This window comes from Paenibacillus marinisediminis (assembly GCF_054343325.1).
Map to the genome: position 1 here is coordinate 15,188 of NZ_JBTGUH010000010.1, position 15,185 is coordinate 30,372.

Annotated in this window: 13 protein-coding genes; 5 read left to right on the top strand and 8 right to left on the bottom strand. The window is 43.9% G+C overall.

The annotated features are described in order from the left end of the window. Nucleotides 1-47: 47 nt before the first annotated feature. The 3 genes from ACXX53_RS18690 to ACXX53_RS18700 form a co-directional block, all read right to left on the bottom strand. Nucleotides 48-890 carry a sugar ABC transporter permease gene (locus tag ACXX53_RS18690; protein WP_458570204.1) on the bottom strand — a complete coding sequence of 281 codons (843 nt, stop codon included), beginning with the start codon at nucleotides 888-890 and terminating at the stop codon, nucleotides 48-50. Continuing rightward, nucleotides 887-2,278: a carbohydrate ABC transporter permease gene (locus ACXX53_RS18695; protein WP_458570205.1), complete on the bottom strand. Its 1,392-nt coding sequence runs from the start codon at nucleotides 2,276-2,278 to the stop codon at nucleotides 887-889. Before ACXX53_RS18695 ends, ACXX53_RS18690 begins: the two co-directional genes overlap by 4 nt. Nucleotides 2,279-2,394: 116 nt before the next feature. After that, nucleotides 2,395-3,678: a sugar ABC transporter substrate-binding protein gene (locus ACXX53_RS18700; protein WP_458570206.1), complete on the bottom strand. Its 1,284-nt coding sequence runs from the start codon at nucleotides 3,676-3,678 to the stop codon at nucleotides 2,395-2,397. A gap of 276 nt (nucleotides 3,679-3,954) precedes the next feature. Between ACXX53_RS18700 and ACXX53_RS18705 the strand changes: the two genes are divergently transcribed. Further along, nucleotides 3,955-4,983, top strand: a complete 1,029-nt coding sequence (locus ACXX53_RS18705; protein ID WP_458570207.1) for a LacI family DNA-binding transcriptional regulator — start codon at nucleotides 3,955-3,957, stop codon at nucleotides 4,981-4,983. A gap of 40 nt (nucleotides 4,984-5,023) precedes the next feature. Beyond that, the gene (locus tag ACXX53_RS18710) at nucleotides 5,024-6,772 is read left to right on the top strand and encodes an alpha-glycosidase (protein WP_458570208.1); all 1,749 of its coding nucleotides are present in this window, start codon (nucleotides 5,024-5,026) and stop codon (nucleotides 6,770-6,772) included. An 88-nt stretch (nucleotides 6,773-6,860) separates the two neighbouring features. On the opposite strand, the gene ACXX53_RS18715 is transcribed toward ACXX53_RS18710, so the two are convergent. Next, complete coding sequence (locus ACXX53_RS18715) at nucleotides 6,861-7,439, bottom strand: hypothetical protein (protein ID WP_458570209.1); 579 nt, start codon at nucleotides 7,437-7,439, stop codon at nucleotides 6,861-6,863. Nucleotides 7,440-7,707: 268 nt separating this feature from the next. Between ACXX53_RS18715 and ACXX53_RS18720 the strand changes: the two genes are divergently transcribed. Next, nucleotides 7,708-9,441: a methyl-accepting chemotaxis protein gene (locus ACXX53_RS18720; protein WP_458570210.1), complete on the top strand. Its 1,734-nt coding sequence runs from the start codon at nucleotides 7,708-7,710 to the stop codon at nucleotides 9,439-9,441. Between the two features lie 168 nt (nucleotides 9,442-9,609). Continuing rightward, nucleotides 9,610-11,157, top strand: a complete 1,548-nt coding sequence (locus ACXX53_RS18725; protein WP_458570211.1) for an FAD-dependent oxidoreductase — start codon at nucleotides 9,610-9,612, stop codon at nucleotides 11,155-11,157. A 227-nt stretch (nucleotides 11,158-11,384) separates the two neighbouring features. Here the strand turns inward: ACXX53_RS18725 and ACXX53_RS18730 are convergent, their stop codons facing one another. The 4 genes from ACXX53_RS18730 to ACXX53_RS18745 all read right to left on the bottom strand — a co-directional run bounded on the left by ACXX53_RS18730 (nucleotide 11,385) and on the right by ACXX53_RS18745 (nucleotide 13,736). Next, nucleotides 11,385-12,074 carry a PspA/IM30 family protein gene (locus ACXX53_RS18730; RefSeq protein WP_458570212.1) on the bottom strand — a complete coding sequence of 230 codons (690 nt, stop codon included), beginning with the start codon at nucleotides 12,072-12,074 and terminating at the stop codon, nucleotides 11,385-11,387. 82 nt (nucleotides 12,075-12,156) lie between these two features. Next, nucleotides 12,157-12,417: a PspC domain-containing protein gene (locus ACXX53_RS18735; protein ID WP_458570213.1), complete on the bottom strand. Its 261-nt coding sequence runs from the start codon at nucleotides 12,415-12,417 to the stop codon at nucleotides 12,157-12,159. 45 nt (nucleotides 12,418-12,462) lie between these two features. Then, on the bottom strand, nucleotides 12,463-12,789 hold the full coding sequence (locus tag ACXX53_RS18740; protein WP_458570214.1) for a LiaF transmembrane domain-containing protein: 327 nt from the start codon (nucleotides 12,787-12,789) through the stop codon (nucleotides 12,463-12,465). 230 nt (nucleotides 12,790-13,019) lie between these two features. Then, the gene (locus tag ACXX53_RS18745; RefSeq protein ID WP_458570215.1) at nucleotides 13,020-13,736 is read right to left on the bottom strand and encodes an AraC family transcriptional regulator; all 717 of its coding nucleotides are present in this window, start codon (nucleotides 13,734-13,736) and stop codon (nucleotides 13,020-13,022) included. Between the two features lie 174 nt (nucleotides 13,737-13,910). On the opposite strand from ACXX53_RS18745, the gene ACXX53_RS18750 reads away from it, so the two are divergent. Beyond that, the gene (locus ACXX53_RS18750) at nucleotides 13,911-15,185 is read left to right on the top strand and encodes an ABC transporter substrate-binding protein (protein WP_458570216.1); all 1,275 of its coding nucleotides are present in this window, start codon (nucleotides 13,911-13,913) and stop codon (nucleotides 15,183-15,185) included.

A 15,185-nucleotide genomic window follows, 5' to 3' on the forward strand; every position in this document is an offset into this window, starting at 1 on the left:
CTCTATTATTTATAGTGAACTGCGGTTCTAATTATTGTGCGATTTCCTTAGCCCTTGCTCGCCCCAGCCGTCAACCCTTCAACTAGGAAGCGCTGCAGGAATAAGTAGAGAAGCGCGATTGGAATAGCGATTAAGACAGCCCCAGCCGCAAACATCGTAAAGTTAGAAGATGCGTTGTTGACCATATCCCACAGTCCGATCGCAAGCGTCCATTTCTCTTTCGTACGCAGAACGAGTCGAGCAAAGATGAAGTCGCCCCAAGCGCCTGCAAATGTCATCAGTCCAATGTACGTAAGCATCGGCTTCGAGAGCGGCAGCATGATCTTAATAAATACCGTCCAATGTGTAGCACCGTCGATACGTGCCGACTCTTCCAAGCTCTTTGGAATCGTATCAAAGAATCCTTTTACGACAAAGGCACCAAGCGGCGCCCCCGCTGAGTACACCAGAATCAAGGCAAGATGCGTATCCAGCAAGTTCAATTGCATCAGCAAGATGTAGATGGCAATCATACTCATAAATCCAGGGAACATCCCGAGTACAAGCATACCTGACATCAGATTTTTCCGGCCGTAGAACCGGAAACGAGACAACGCATAAGCCGTCATCACGACTAGAATAACGCCGAAGATCATGTTAAACGTCGCAATCTTTAACGTATTGAGATACCATCGCCCATATTGATACTGCTCCGATGTAAACAAGTTGATAAAATGCTCAAATGTCGGCTGTCTCGGAATAAGCGTCTCGCTGTAGATGGATGTCCCCGGACGAATCGAAGACATCAATATCCAAAACGTCGGATAGAGGACGCAAAGCGCTATGATGATAAGCAGCGAATAGCTGAATATTAGACGAATACGCGAATTTTTCTTAGCACCTACACTCATTGGATGAGATCCTCCTCTCGGAACGATTTGGTACGACGATAGCTCCAGATCGATAACGAAGCTACGATGATAAAGATGATAATACCGATGGCCGCTGCCATATCGAACTTGTTATTATCCAAAGTCAGCTTATACAGCCATGTTACGAGCAAGTCCGTACTGCCTGCATACTGGTATTCACCGTTCGGTGGATTACCGTTGGTCATCAAGAAGATAACGTTGAAGTTGTTGATGTTGCCCGCGAATTGTCCAATCAAAATAGGAGCTGTTGAATACATAATCATCGGCATCGTGATGGCTCTGAACTTGTGCCAAGCCGTCGCGCCATCGACGTCTGCCGCTTCGTACATATCCTTTGGAATGGTCGTTAATATACCGATAACGAGTACCATTGTAACCGGAATACCGACCCACATATTAACTAGTAATACCGTTACCTTCGCCCAGAACGGATCTGACAGCCAAGGCAGCTTGCCTAAGCCGAAATAGCTCAAGTATTGGTTAATCGGTCCAAACTCACCATTAAACATGTTGCGCATAATCAGGAACGATAACATTTGCGGAATGGCATAAGGAATGATAAAGATCGTGCGCCACATTGTCTTGAATTTAATACCCGCTTGTTGTACGAGAAGCGCTACAAGAATACCGCCAAAATAGCAGCTAAACGTAGCTAGAACTGCCCATATAATCGTCCACGTCAATACGCCATAGAATGTACTGCTCCATGTACCAAGCTGAAGCAGATCCTTAAAGTTCTGCAGACCAACCCAATCTACAAGTTTCGCAGGCGGGATGTGGTCAGGTGCCGAATAGTTGGTAAATGCCAGCAGAATCATGAATATAATCGGCATTATCGTAAAGAACAACACCGCCGCTGTCGGCAATGCCAAGAACAGATACGCGAATTTCTGCTCTTTCACATATTCCACGCTTTGCAGGAAATTGTTCGGTTTTTCGCCTTTAGACCGCAAGAGTCCCACTGTATAGGCATTCTTTACAACAAGCACATACACCCATACAAAGATAAACAGGACAACCAGCGTAATTAATCCTTGAATGATCAAGTGAATCGAATGGTCTCCTGGGACCATTTGGTATATCTTGCCAACCTTCTTCATCTGAGAAGGTGTTTCTCCGAGTGTAAACAAACCCCATATCGCGCGCGGTAAATTGTTAATCAAATAAAACAAGCCTATTGCTTCGATCAGCATGAGCAAACAACCTTTTATATATTGACGGTTGAATATTTGCCCAAGACCCCAGAATACACCTGAAAGCAATGCAGCTTTCGTTGCGGTATTCGATCGTGTATCACTTGGCGACGGCTGAGGTGTAGAACTGTTCTTCACAGCACCGTTGGATATAGCCGAATGTATAGTTGCCATGAGGTCCTCTCCTTTTTTCGCTATCCATTATCGTAATCGCATGCGCATATCCGCGACTCTCTTATGAAACGACCCGGACAAGCATTAGACACTTCCCCGGGTCCCCTTTATCTTGTTTACTTAACTGCGTCTTTTATTTGTAGTACGGCATTATCAAGAGCCGCTTTTGGATCTTTGCCTTTGTTAAGCACATCTGCCAGACCTGCTGCCATTGGACTCCATACTGTACCCATCTCTGGGATTGAAGGCATTGGGTATGAATTCTTGAATTGTTCAAGTACAGCTAATGTAAACGGATCGTTAGCTACTTTAGGATCAGCTGCCGCTTCATTATTGGAAGGAACAGCACCGGTCATTTCATAGCTTTTCATCTGCGCTTCTTTATTAGATGCGAATTCTGCAAACAGTTTGGATGCGTTAGGATATTTCGTATAAGAGTTTACATACCAGGATTTAACGCCTGAGAATGTCTTGGACGGTTGACCTTCAATGCTAGGAATCGGTGCAGCGCCAAGGTTCACACCAGATGCTCTCAGGTCTGCAATCGCCCAAGGACCATCAATATTCAATGCCAATTGACCGCTTGCGAAGAGTCCCTTCTTCACGTCATTCGTTACATCGGATGTTGTCAACGGAAGCACTTGCTTAGCGAATTGCTGCAGGAACGTCGCGCCTTTGATCGCACCTTCGTTATTCAAGCCGATATCCGTCTTATCACTGCCGTTGTTGCCGAATACATAACCGCCAGTTGACGCTAGGAACATGTAGTCAAAATAGAAGTTGCCAATCTCCCACATGTAAGTATATTTTTTATTCTTTACGTCGTTCATCGTCTTGGATAGCTCCATTACTTCTTCCATCGTCTTAGGAGCTTCAGCAATCAAATCTTTGTTATAGAACATGATGAGCGTTTCTACCGAACGTGGATAACCGTACAAGATGCCGTCGTAGGAAGATGCATTAACCGCCAACTCAGAGTTCTCGGCACGCGTCTTCTCTTCATAGAAGTCATTTGGCAATAAAAGTCCTGCTGTCACCGCTTTGCCCAGGTTATCGTGCGGGAACACGACGACATCTGCCGCAATACCAGCTGGTCCGTCATTTACAAGCTTGTTCACTTGGTCAGGTGATGCGACTTCCTCATATTTCACAGGAACGTTATATTTTGCAGTAAATTCCTTCGCAATCGCTTCAGCGAATGGACGAGCTTCTTTACTTTCCCAGATAACTAGACTCGCTCCATCCTCTGGCTTCAACTCATCGCTTCCTGCTGCTCCGTTATCTGTCGCTGCTTCTGTTTCTGTCGTTGTCTTTGTCTCCGTAGAAGCATTCTTACTGCCACAAGCCGTAATTGAAAATACCATCATGACTGACAACATCATTGCTACCCATTTCTTCATGTTCTTGATTGCCCCTTTCAGTTCTGGTTCATATTGTGGAACAAAGCGCGCAAAGGTTTAGATAGAATAGATTTGCTATATTTGCACGAAGTTTGTGCAAACCTTTGCATAAGTGCCTAAAAAAATATTTCCTTGCTATTAACTTGATTGTAAGCGGTTCCGCTCAAAACGAATTATACACACAGCCAAACATCTTGTAAACCGTTTGCACAAAAAAATATTTTACTCTATACTTTGACCATAGTAGGAATAGTATTTTTAAGCGAGGTTTTACCTATGGCAGTAACCATTGTAAATGTAGCAGAAAAGGCTGGTGTTGCACCCTCGACTGTTTCTCGTGTCATCTCCAATGATTCACGCATCAGTCAGAAAACGAGCAAAAAAGTGCGTAAAGTGATGGAAGAGCTGGGCTATCATCCGAACATGCTGGCGAAGAGCTTAGTTACGAATACAACTCACAATATTGGTATCGTGCTCCCCCGTCCCGCAGATGAAGTGTTTCAGAATCAATTCTTCTCCGATATTATTCGAGGCATTGTCGCGAAAGCCGCTGCATCTCAGTACGATGTCATGATGACGACCGGAGCGAATGGAGAAGAAGAAATAAAGGCCGTAAAGCGATTAGTGCACGGACGCAATGTCGATGGCATTATTCTGTTAGCCTCTCATATGATCGACGCCAATATCTCCTTTCTGCGGGAAAAGAAATTCCCGTTTGTGCTTGTTGGTCGAAGTGAGGACTACAGCGACATTACTTCCGTCGATAACGACAATATCGCTGCTTCGCAAGCGATTACACGCCATCTTATTGAGCTCGGCCATCGCAAGATTGCGTTTGTCAGCGGCCCATTTGAGCTGACGGTATCCAAGGATCGTCTCGATGGATTCAGCAAAGCGTTGATGGAGGCAGGCATTCCGTTTGATATCGATTATGTATATGAAGGCTCATTCACGCCGGAATCGGCCGCGCAGATCACGGAACGTATTCTAGAGCTGGAGGAACGGCCTACTGCGATCATCGCAACCGACGATGTCGTAGCGTTTGGCATTATCCGCACGTTATGGAACAACGGCTTCAACGTGCCTGAAGATTGCAGCGTAGTCGGCTTCAACAACACATTGCTGGCTGAAATGTGTCTGCCGCAGATCTCAAGTGTAGACATCGGCACTTATCAGATGGGACAATCCACTGTCCAAGCGCTCGTACAAAGTATTAAGGGTGAGGGCTTCGATCAAGCGCGAATCATTATCCCTCATCAGCTCGTATGGAGAGATTCCGTCAGAGCACCAGTAATCAATTCGTAGTAGTCAACAATCTATAATCCAATCAAAGGAGAGTCACATTATGCTGCTGGAAGCCATCTATCACCGCCCGAAGCAGAACTGGGCGTACGCTTATGACCGCAAGACGATTCATGTTCGAATCCGCACGAAGAAGAATGACGTTAATCGCGTAACTGTGTACTATGGGGACAAGTTCAATTGCTGGGGGAGCTTGGACAAGACGGAATCGGTGTCCATGATCCGCTTGTATCAGGATGAGTTGTTCGACTACTGGCAAGCTGAGATCGTACCTCCTTTCCGACGTCTGGCGTACGCCTTCAAGCTGGAGTCTGAATCAGATACGATGTGGATGACGGAGCGAGGATTTCAGAAGGACGAGCCTGAGCCTACAAAGAACTGGTTTGAGTATCCTTTCCTGAATCCTGCGGACATCTTCACTCCGCCTGCTTGGGTGAAGGATGCGGTATTCTATCAGATCTTCCCTGAGCGCTTCGCGAATGGAGATAAGAGCAACGACCCGAAAGGCGTGCTGCCGTGGGGCGGTGAGCCGGAGCCGGACAATTACTTCGGCGGTGATCTGCAGGGAGTTATCGATCACCTTGATTATTTGGAGAAGTTAGGCATTACGGCTATTTATTTTACACCGATATTCGAAGCGACAACTAATCACAAATACGACACAAAGAACTATCTGAAGGTTGATCCTCACTTCGGATCCAACGAGAAGCTGAAAGAACTGGTTGAAGCATGCCATCGAAAAGGCATTCGAGTGCTGTTGGACGCGGTGTTTAATCACTGCGGCCATAAGTTTGAGCCGTATCTCGACGTGCTGGAGAAAGGTGAGCAGTCCGCCTATAAGGACTGGTTCCATGTCCGCCAGTTTCCACTGGAAGTCATTGATGACATTCCTACCTTCGATACGTTCGCTTTCACTCCGATGATGCCGAAGTTAAATACGGAGAATCCGGAAGTGAAGCAATACCTGCTGAATGTGGCCCGCTACTGGATCGAAGAAGTCGGCATAGACGGCTGGCGTCTGGATGTCGCCAACGAGGTGGATCACCAGTTCTGGCGGGAGTTCCGGCAGACGGTCAAAGCGGTCAACCCGGATGCCTACATCCTCGGCGAGATGTTCCATGAGGGCATGATGTGGCTGCAAGGAGACCAGTTTGATTCGGTGATGAACTATCCGTTTACTTACGCCATGCATGACTTCTTTGCAGAGGGAACCATCGATGGTCTGCAATTCGCGCAGGCGATTGAGCATCAGTTGGCATCTTATCCGCAACAGGCCAATGAAGTGATGTTCAACCTGCTGGACAGCCATGATACCGCGCGACTTCTTACCTTGTGCGGCAATGACAAGTACAAGATGAAGCTGGCATCGCTGTTCCAGTTGACGTTCTTAGGTACGCCGTGTATCTATTACGGCGATGAGATTGGGATGGATGGGGACAATGATCCCGGGTGCCGCAAGTGCATGGAGTGGGACGAAGCGAAGCAGGACCAAGAGCTGCTGCAGCATTATCAGAACATGATTGCGTTAAGACATCAGTATTCTGCGATGCGCAGCGGCAGCTTCCGATTCTTATACGCGAAGGAGAATGACCAAGTCATCGCCTATGAACGCGCTGATGAACATGGCCATGTTATAGTGCTGATCAACAACAGCTCGAGTGAACGCTCTATACACTTGCCTATTGCTGCAGGAATCTGGAAGAACGTGATCACAGATGAAACGCTTGAAGTTACAGACAGCAGCACACTGTTCTCTATTGATCCTATGAGCGCAATCATCTTACATCGCTAATCGATCCAACCATATCCTTCAATCACACGAAAGCCCTGAACGCCTCCTTTCGGAAGCAGTCAGGGCTTTGCTTAATGTTATATAAGAATTATTCGGTCACCTTGAAATTGTTCTTAATGTCATTGAGGCCTACTGCCATGTCGTCGAACTTCTTGTTTTCATCGGATGATTCCTCGTAAGGATTCGATTGCGGCGTAGTCATGACCCAGACATACTTATCGTCCTCGGCTAGTTTATCACCGATTGGAGGTCCCTCTTCTATCGACATTTCATCGTAGTTTTCCCTCGTTATCTTACTGATGGTCACTAGAGCTTCAGCGTTTTCGTCTGCTTTTCCGTTTACAACAAGATGGAAGGATGTTTGCCACTCTATAGCCGCCATTTGCTCATCCTTTCCTTCAACGGCGCTAACGTTGTTCTTCCACTTATCTGGTTGCACCAAGGAGAAGCCGCCTTCTTTGCTGGTGAACGTCTCAAGGTCAGCCTCGTTCTCATGACCATCCTTATGCTCTTCTTTGCTTGGTTGCTTGTTATCTTTCGATTCTACCTGCTTGTCAGGTGTTTTTGGCGTTTCTGCCGATTTATTATCAGAGCAGCCAGCGACGAGCACCATCGTCAATGCTGCTAAGATTGTGATGATCCATTTGTTTCGTTTCTTGTTATTCATTCGTATGTATCCTCCTATTAGTCCACAACATGGGCTGTTATGCAATAAATATATCAATTCAACTGTTAGGAGTTGTAACAGAACCGTTAAAGAAAGATAACAATGTGATGATAATTTGGTGAAAACTATGTAATAATTTCAGATAATGTGAAAAATTTATTGAAATCCATAAAAAAAGCTAATATATCTCATTCTATTTCCGATAAAAAATGAGTGAAACTTGTAGAATGAAGAAACTATTCAAGCAGGAGAGAAAGGTCAGGATCCCATGAAACAGAAAAGTTTAAAGAACTCCATTCTTAGTGTAGTGCTTGGTATTATCATTTTATTTTTAGCATTAAGTATCACCTTGTTGTACCTCAATACGGATTCCTCCATCATCAATACATTTCAAAAGTATGGTGAGAAAAATGCAGAACGAATTGCATCTAAAATCGATGTCGATAAGTATGAAGCCTTCCTCAAGAATCCAACCGAAGACGCTACATACCATGAATTATCAAAACAATTGAATTCGATCCGTAAAAATTCCGGCTATCTATATGTTTACACCTTAGCGGTAGTTGATGAACAATTGAGCATTATGATTGATGGAAACGATATACCGGTTCCGATTGGTTCTCAAGTGACTGGTGCGGAGTATGAGCATGTTAAATCTGTGGTACAAGAGGGGAAGCCGCACAGCAGCGGATTAATCACCGATAAGAGCTTTGGCTCTTACCTATCATCGTTTGCTCCTATTAAGAATAACAACGGAGAAGTGGTAGGGATCTTAGGAATCGACATAGAAGCCTCTATCGTTAATGATGTGGATAATTCCATTATGAAAAAGATGCTGCCCATTGTCATCACGATCACTGTCCTATTCAGTGTCATTATCTTATTCTGTATGTACCTATATCTAAACAAGAAGATGAAACCACTATCACACTTGATGAAAGTTACTCAATCCATCACCAATGGCGATATTTCTGAAGCCAAACAGTTGATTAATGAAAAAGACATCAAAGACCGTAATGAAATCGGTGCCTTGTATGTATCGACAAAAGCGATGACCAATACCATTGAACAGCTGATCGGAAATATGACTGAGATCTCTCAAACCTTGAACGAAAAAAGTACCTTCTTGAAAGGCGCATCGCAAGAGGTCAGCGAAGGTGCTCAACAGGTATCTAGAACGATGGAGGAAATGGCGTCCGCTTCAGAATCACAAGCCAATCTAGCCTCTACATTGAACGATGCAATGGTCGAATATACAGGCTTATACGAACAGACAAGCATACAGGGAAATGCAATTGCTGATGCTACACAACAGACACTGAATGAAGCTCATACAGGTACACAATTGATGAATGATTCAAGAGAAAAAATGGATCAGATCTATTCGATGATTCAGGATTCCGTTGCACAGATTATGGTTGTAAATAATGAAAACCAAGAAGTATCTGCCCTTGTGGGATTCATCAAAGCAATTGCCGATCAGACTCATCTCTTATCCCTTAATGCCTCAATCGAGGCAGCCAGAGCTGGGGAGCATGGCCGCGGTTTTGCGGTGGTAGCGAGTGAAGTCGGAAAGCTTTCCCATAAAGTCTCTAGTTCCGTAAATGGTATCGATACGATCGTGAAGGATATCATCAGTAATTCCAACAAAATGGTTGAAATGATGGAAGCAGGCTTGCAGAAAGTATCGGATGGCCGAGAGAATTTATTGCAAACTGGCGAGACGTTCAATGCTATTTCAATGTCACTGGAATCGATGAACGAGCTTGCATCAGATATGCGTGATCAGCTGAGATTGGTGAAGAAGAAAGAGACCGAAATCAAAGCATCCATCGTTGAGGTGGCAGCAATATCACAAGAGAATGCAGCATCCATCGAAGAGGTAGCCGCTTCAAGTGAAGAAATAACGGCGTCTATGGAGTCACTTAGTCAACTGGTAACCAATTTAAACGATGCCTCCGAACAAATGAAGCAGATCTCAGATCTATTTAATATTGAGTAGAATATGTGATACATTAGCCCCAAGATAAATACAAGCCCTGGCCAACTCCTAACGGAAGCAGTCAGGGCTTGCTTGTCGTTTATTGATAACGTTCCGACAGTTGATTAAACACCCTCCTCCAAGGCAATGAATATACAGACAGATCTTATAACAGGAGGAATAATTACGATGGACAAGGAACCTGTGATATCTGAAGATATGCCCCAATTCCCTGAGTCTTACTGGCGGGACACATTAAGCCTTCCCTCCTTCCCGAAGCTGACTGAGCATATTCACGCTGAGGTTGTTGTTGTGGGCGGAGGGATTTCCGGAATAACGACCGCGTATTTATTAGCCAAAGAAGGAATCAAGGTTGTTCTCTTGGAAGCAGGTCAACTGCTTAATGGCACAACTGGGCATACAACTGCGAAAATAACGGCACAGCACGATTTGATTTACGATGAGTTCATCAGTAACTTTGGTCAAGAAAAGGCGCAGCTCTATTACAAAGCCAATCACGAGGCCCTGCAATTTATAAAGCGAACCATCGAGGAACACGAAATTCAATGTGATTTCAGTGAACAGGATGCCCATATCTATACGAATTCGGATGAATACATAACTAAGATCGAGAATGAGCTGGCCGCATATGAGAAGCTCGGAATTAACGGTGAGATCGTAAGCCAGATCGCTCTTCCCATACCGATTAAAACGGCTATTGTGATGCATAAACAAGCCCAATTTCATCCGCTCAAGTATTTAAGCAAGCTAGTTGAATTGTTTATTCAGTCAGGCGGGATTATCTATGAACATACCACGGTAGAAACCGTTGAAAAGGAACCACAACCAACAGCAGTAACAACGGACGGCCACAAAATAACGGGGAAACACGTGATTTCATGCTCCCACTTCCCTTGTTATGACGGAAAGGGTTTCTACTTTTCAAGATTGCATGCAGAGCGCTCCTATATTATTGGGATAAAGAGTGATAAACGATATCTAGGCGGCATGTATATAAATGCAGAACAACCGAAGCGTTCCGTGCGAATGACACCGCTCGGCAACGGGGAGAATTTGATCTTAATTGGCGGAGACGGTCACAAGACCGGTCAAGGCATATGCACGATCAAACATTATGAGGCACTGCAAGAATTTGCGAACCAGACGTTTGGCATTCAAGAATTTTCGTATCGGTGGTCTACTCAAGATCTAGTCACTTTAGATAAGATCCCTTACGTTGGACAACTCTCATCCTCAGCCCCTAACATCTACGTTGCAACAGGGTATCGAAAATGGGGAATGACGAATGGAACCGCCGCCGCACTTCTGCTGCGGGACTTGATTATAGGGAAAGAAAACGCGTATCGTGAGTTATATACGCCTTCGAGATTCGATTTTGCGCCAGATGTGAAGAACTTTATCGTTCAGAATGCGGATGTAGCCAAGCATCTCATTGGAGGCAAGCTGGAGTTCGTTCGCAACAAGCCTGATAGCTTAGCGAATGATGAAGGCGGTGTCGTTTCCGTAAATGGAAAAAGAGCTGGCGCCTACAGAGATGAGAAAGGCAAGCTGCATATCGTCGATACCACATGTACCCATATGGGATGCGAACTGGAGTGGAATCACGGCGATCGAAGCTGGGATTGTCCTTGTCATGGCTCTAGATTCTCGATTGATGGAGATGTGATGGAAGGTCCCGCTACGAAGCCATTAACTAAAATAGAAGATCACAACTGATGGGAACTAGAACGGACACAGATGACGCTATTTGCTGCAAAACCAGCACTAAACTGCTTATTCGGGTCAAATAACGGCTCTACGGTCCGCTAGTTTAGCGAATTAGTGGTGTTTGCGGCAAATAGCGGCTCGTATGTCCGCTAGAACCGCATCGGCGAGCCGACAAACAAGGGGCTTTCCCAGGTGGAAAAAATCCACTTTTGGGAAAGCCCCTTGATGTGCTGCGATTATTCTGTTTCTTCTTCGGTCTTACCCAGCTTAGCCTTCATAGCTGCTAATTGTTCTTCCACCTTCAATTGCTTCTCCACATCAACAGGCGGTTGGTAAGCTGCTATACCTGCGCTGTAAGGTACACGCATAACTTCTGCCTCAGCTTCCAACTGCATAATCTTCTCTTCCATGCGGTGGAAACCAAGCGATGCGCTGCCGCTTTCAATCGTATGCAGAGTGCTGATGGAAGCCATCTGCTTGCGCGCTTCAGCCATCTGTGCACGAGCAGCTAGTTCATTGCGCTTATTGCGAAGCTTATAGAACTCATCCTTCATCATCTGCAGTTGCTGCGCTAACTCGGCTGCGTGGCCTTGAGCTTGGATATGCAGATCGCCATACTCTGCAATCTTCTGATCGAAGTAAACTTTTTCTTCAAGCAGCTTGCGAGCCATCTCCTCTTGTCCTGCTGCAAGTGCGCGCTCAGCTTGCGCCTCACGCTCAGCACTTATCCGGACAGCTTCCTCATAACGCTGCTTCATGCGGCGCTCTTCCGTCATTTGCTTGGCTACAGTGACCTCAGCGGCGTTGATTTCCAACTCCATATCACGCAGGTATTGGTTGAGCATTACAACCGGATTCTCCATTTTATCCAACATTTCATTCATCGAAGCCTTCGTCATATCTTTAATTCGTTTGAATACACTCATTGTTCGTATTCCCCTTTCTGGATTGGCGCGATCCTGTCGCGAAGATAGTTAATTTAAATTCAATAGGTAGCAGTAATTAGGATTAGAAATGGTACTGGTTCTGATCATAGTGACCTGGCCCAAATCCATTTCCATAATGAAATCCGTAAGGAGCAAGAGGCTCTTTAGGCACTACCAATGCGATGATAAAGTAAGGAATCAGTAAGGTAAATCCGGTGAAGAATACCCCGAGTATAAATAGTACCCGTAGAACCGTAACATCTATTCCCATCCACTGCCCAATTCCTCCACACAACCCTGTCAACTTCGAGTCATGTCTTGAACGATACAATTTCGTATTCATAAGACTCACTCCATCTTTAGATTTATATTCCGCGATCCTATTCGATCAATAATTCGGGTAAGACCGTTTCTTGCCTGACAGCATAGACACGCCCCACACGATCAACCCTACTGCGAAGATGATGCCGATCAACCATGAGAATTTGCCGATTAGTGAAAATGCTCCAATGATGAGGAACACCCAACCAAAAAATGAATTCCCAGCCTTAATTCCATAGTACCCGAGAGCGATCATCACGAATGGCAGCAAGTAACTGAGAAATCCGCCAAACCAGTCCCCTAAGTTGCTAAGCAATATAAAGCCGCCTAGAACGATAAGGACAATGGCTAATGTACTTCCTTTCTTCTGCATGTATCTCTTCACCACTTTCATTGTTTTTGGTTTATGTTGTTCGTTAGTATCGTTTGCTTATGTCCTTATTCTAGTCCCTTTTCGGTGAGCGCAAAACCGTCGTGAGTCGACATTTATACCTAGACTGAAGTTGGGGTGGAGGTCAGACCACAGATAGAGCCGAGGATATGCAGGAGTGGATCCCTGATAATCGCTCGGCTCTTTGGCAATTGATATTAAGCTTTAGTCGCAGTCGCCTGCAATTGGATGTCCTAGGCTTCTTTTGTGGATTGAATGATTTTGATATATTGCGTATCCCCCAGACCATACTGAGGAAACCGTTTAAATAAATGCTTAAGCAATTCATCCTGAGACTTATCTAGGTGTTTATTAATAAATGCTGTAATCTCATTATCTTGCTTTATGTATTCCAAATATAATCTGATTCCCTGAGACATGACAGCCATGAGCTGAGCTTCAGGAAGACGATGATGGATCAACACCTGTTGATACATTTCTTTAAAGCCTTCTGGAAGAACTTCCGTTGCTTCCACCTCATAAGACATCTCATTAACCGTATGGAAGAACACTTTCCCTCTATACCCCGCTTGGTCTAGATACGCCAGCACTGTCAGCACATTCATCTGACAGAACATGTCGTAACCAAACCATAGAACGATGCACTTGTAGTGCTTTTCAAGCAGCGATTTTAAAGGAGTCATGACCACACTCTCGTATTCCTGTACAGTTACCTGATGTCCTGACGCCCTCATTTTTATAAACTGAGCACTGAATATGGTCTCATCTGTGTCATGCGAGCACATGGCTTCGTTAAAAGGAACATAATCCCCACTTCCCATTAACTGATATGTATGAAATTGTTCATACATCGCCTGTCCATTTAAGATATGTAATGTATCTTGGCCAAACTGTTCATAAATGTGGTTCTGCAACGCTTCAATCTTTAATTTCTGCGAAATATCGATCATAACGTTCTCCTTTCTACCATTCATAATTAAGATCTTGGTTAATCTACTCTAAAAACGATCCACAAACCAAAAAAGATTTATATAAATATACATTATATGATATATTTTTTATCAGATTACAATATTATACAAGTTATCTTATCGACACTAATGTTAAAGACAAGGAGGATCTAAGTGATACGCTCAATCCTAAGGATCATATGTTTACTGGCAACTATAACGCTTGTTACTGCTTGTTCACAAGAAGCCCCTACTTTTGATAAAAATGAAAAACTCACCTTAAATATTGGTTATGTAAATGAAAGTCACTTTAACTTAAGGTATAAAGACTTATTAGAAAAAGAGTTTCCCAATATTCGCTTTAATGTCGTGTCCACGATTCCTCTGAATAATCTAGAAATTAGTCCTTCTCAATTGATCAAAGAGAATCCGTTAGATCTCATCGCTATTTCACCTCGAATATACCCTACATTCATTAATGAAGGTCTATTGCTCGACATTGAACCTCTAATTCTAAAAGATAACATTGATCTTTCAGTTTACCTTCCCAGCGCAATTGATGAAATTCGTTATTATGGTAACGGTAAATTATTTGGATTGGCGCCTAGTTTCTTTGGGAAGGCCTTGGTATATAACAAAGAGTTATTTGATAAGTTTAAGATCGACATTCCTAAGAATGATATGAATTGGGATGAGCTCTTACAACTTGCATCAAGATTTAAATCACCAGATGATTCATTGCAAGGAGATCTAAAAGGGATCACATTGCCCTTTGACAGTAAGTTTGAGTTCATTGTAAATGTAGGTAAAACAGAAGGCTTGCGAGTTTACGATGAAAAGGAACGTCGTGCACACATTAATGATAAGTCTTGGATCCCCATTTGGGAGGATATAATGTCAGCATTTAAACAAGATTCTATTGACTTAAATAATAATCTAAATACATATATAACACCATTTGTAGATGGACAACGTGCGCTAATGCAAGTCTCTTATGAGGAATATCGAATGCTTGAAAATAGAGATCTGCCATTTGAATGGTCTAGCATTTCCATGCCGGTTAGTCATCATGCTCCTGATCGATCGGGTTCTTTAGTTATAGTTGATATCTATTCAATCGCGAATGAATCAAAACAAAAAGAAGCGGCTTGGGAAGTTTTAAAGTTTCTAAATTCAGACAAGGCTGCTAGTTGGGATTACCGTTCCCAATTTGGTTTTTCAACTCTTTCGTCCTTTGTGACCACAAAGGAAACTGATCGGTCTAAACTCGAAGCTTTTTATAGCAGATCATATAAACCCACTTATTATGATTATCCTCCATCAGAATTAATCAGCATTGGAGAAGAATATATAAATGATATTTTGTCAGGTAAGCTAAATGTAGAGGAAGGTATTCAAGCGCTGCAGATAAAAGCTGACCAGGTAATCTCTAATTACAACGGGGGATAA